This window comes from Paenibacillus arenilitoris (assembly GCF_014705655.1).
GTDB lineage: Bacteria > Bacillota > Bacilli > Paenibacillales > Paenibacillaceae > Pristimantibacillus > Pristimantibacillus arenilitoris.
Map to the genome: position 1 here is coordinate 1 of NZ_JACXIY010000077.1, position 2,210 is coordinate 2,210.

General features: G+C 50.8%; 2 protein-coding genes. Both read right to left on the minus strand.

Annotated elements, in window-relative coordinates:
• Positions 1–103: 103 nt before the first annotated feature.
• Entirely contained in the window at positions 104–886 is a 783-nt protein-coding gene (gene istB / locus IDH41_RS30970) for an IS21-like element helper ATPase IstB (protein WP_190868220.1), read from the minus strand.
• Positions 883–2,124, minus strand: a complete 1,242-nt coding sequence (istA, locus tag IDH41_RS30975; RefSeq protein WP_190868222.1) for an IS21 family transposase — start codon at positions 2,122–2,124, stop codon at positions 883–885. Before istA ends, istB begins: the two co-directional genes overlap by 4 nt.
• Positions 2,125–2,210: the final 86 nt, after the last annotated feature.

The following is a 2,210-nucleotide window of genomic DNA, read 5'->3' on the forward strand; positions in this document are numbered from 1 at the left end:
TGTCAACACCAAATGAAAATTCCTCAAAATAATCAGTTGAAAATTCCCCATCAGAATCAAGATGCCCCCCTAGGGGGGCGGCCGACATCCGTGAAAATTCCAGCTATTCCTTTTCATGTGCCTGCGGATCCGGCTTGAAGAATCCCGCCTTTTTCTTCTCTTTTACGCGGTAACTCTCACCCTTAATATTGACGGTTGTGGAGTGATGCAGGAGGCGATCCAGGATAGCTGTAGCTAGGACGGAGTCGCCGAATATATCACCCCACGAACCGTAGGATTTGTTGGAGGTCAGAATAATAGAGCCGCTCTCATAACGCTCGGAAACAATTTGGAAGAAAAAATGTGCAGCCGGCTCTTCCATCTTACGGTAGCCGATCTCGTCAATGATCAGCAAGCTAGGCTTACTGAGCGCCTTCATTTTCTGCTTTATGGTCTGGTTCACGTAGGCTTGCTGAAGCATCTGTACCAGATCATGTGCCGTGATGAAATAGACGGTATACCGATGCTTAATGGCTTCAATGGCAAGTGCGACCGCCAGATGCGTCTTCCCCGTACCAGGAGGACCGAGAAAAATGAGGTTCTCTCGATTCTCCACAAAACGAAGTGTAGCCAAATCCCGAATTCGCCGCTCGTCAATAGAGGGCTGAAAGGAAAAGTCGTACGCCTCGAGGGTCCGGTGGTAGGGGAAGTTTGCCATTCGCGTTCGCATTCGTACAAAACGATCTTGCTTGTACGCAATCTCCTCTTGCAACAGCTTGTCCAAAAATTCAAGATACGGTATATTGAGCTTGGCAGCTTCTTCGGCGTGAGCGTCAAATACTTCGGGTATACGGCTCCAGCCAAATTCGGCAAACGTTTCTTTGAGACGTTCATGTTGCAGAATCATTGGAGCGTCACCGCCTCGTCTAGAAACTGCTCATAGACCGTTAGGTCGCGCTCAAGCACTTCGGGGGCGCTGCGTGGTGCCAGCTTGGGCATCGGGGTGGGGACCTTATGCTGCCCGCTGGCTGTCAGTCCCTCGAAGTGGCTGCGATCGATCACCATCTCTCGTTTTGTAAACGACTTGGGATGATCGGCAACGAGCTGATCGGCGGAGTATATCGTGATCCTTCCGTTCTTTTGGTCTTGCACGTCAACCGTTTGCCCGACGTATCGATGCGGAACGGAGTAACGGCAACTGTCGTACGAAACCATGCTGTCGGACGATACTTTTCGGGGATGGCGTTCAACTTCCGCGAAAGGCGTTAGATTGATCGCCTTAAGCCCTTCGTGAAGCCAGCGCTCTGAAGGCACACACTGCGTGGTACCATGAACGCGACTATTGGCGACTTGATCCATCCACCTGCGAGCTTGCCTATTCAGATCATCCAAACCGGTAAAGGTGCGTACGCGCGGCCAAAAGTTTTTGCGCACATAACTAATCCCGTTCTCAACTTTGCCTTTCGTCCGGGCGCGATATGGACGGCAGCGCTTCAGCAGAAACCCGTGATGGGCAGCGAAACGGGAGAAGCGCTCGTTCCAGACCGGATGCCCTTCGGAGTCAACTCCGGTGACTACGGTCTTCATATTGTCATACAAGATGACCTCCGTGCGTCCGCCGAAGTATTGCATCGCCCTCAGATGGCAACCCATTAACGTATCCAGTTTCTCATCCTCGGTAAACTCCAGATAAAGCATCCGAGAATGACCAAGCACTTTGACGAAGGCGTAAAGCCGCTTACTTGCACCAGCCCATTCGACTACGAATTTGCCCCAATCGACTTGAGCCTGATAGCCTGGCGGAGTCTCGAAGCGAACCGTTGCCTTCTGAATGACAACCGGGCGCAGTGGCTTCATAAATTCTCGAACCATGGTAGAACCGCCGGTATACCCTCGCTCCTGAATCTCCTCAAACAATACGGTTGCATTCAAACAGCCTTCTTCCATACGCTCCCGAATGTAATCCTTGTACGCATCTAGCTTACAAGGCTTCCTGACGGTCCGCTGATAGCGTCGAGGCTCCTGTTCGTTCAACCACTTGCGAATCGTCTTGCGATCTCTTCCCATCTCCTCTGCGATCTGGGTCACATTCATTCCTCGCTTCCTCATGTCATGAATCAAGTAAAACTCCCCATTTCGTATCATGTTGATCTCCTCCTAAGAGGAGATTTCGGATAATTGTGGGGAATTTTCAACCGATTATAATGAGGATTTTATCACCGCTATTAACA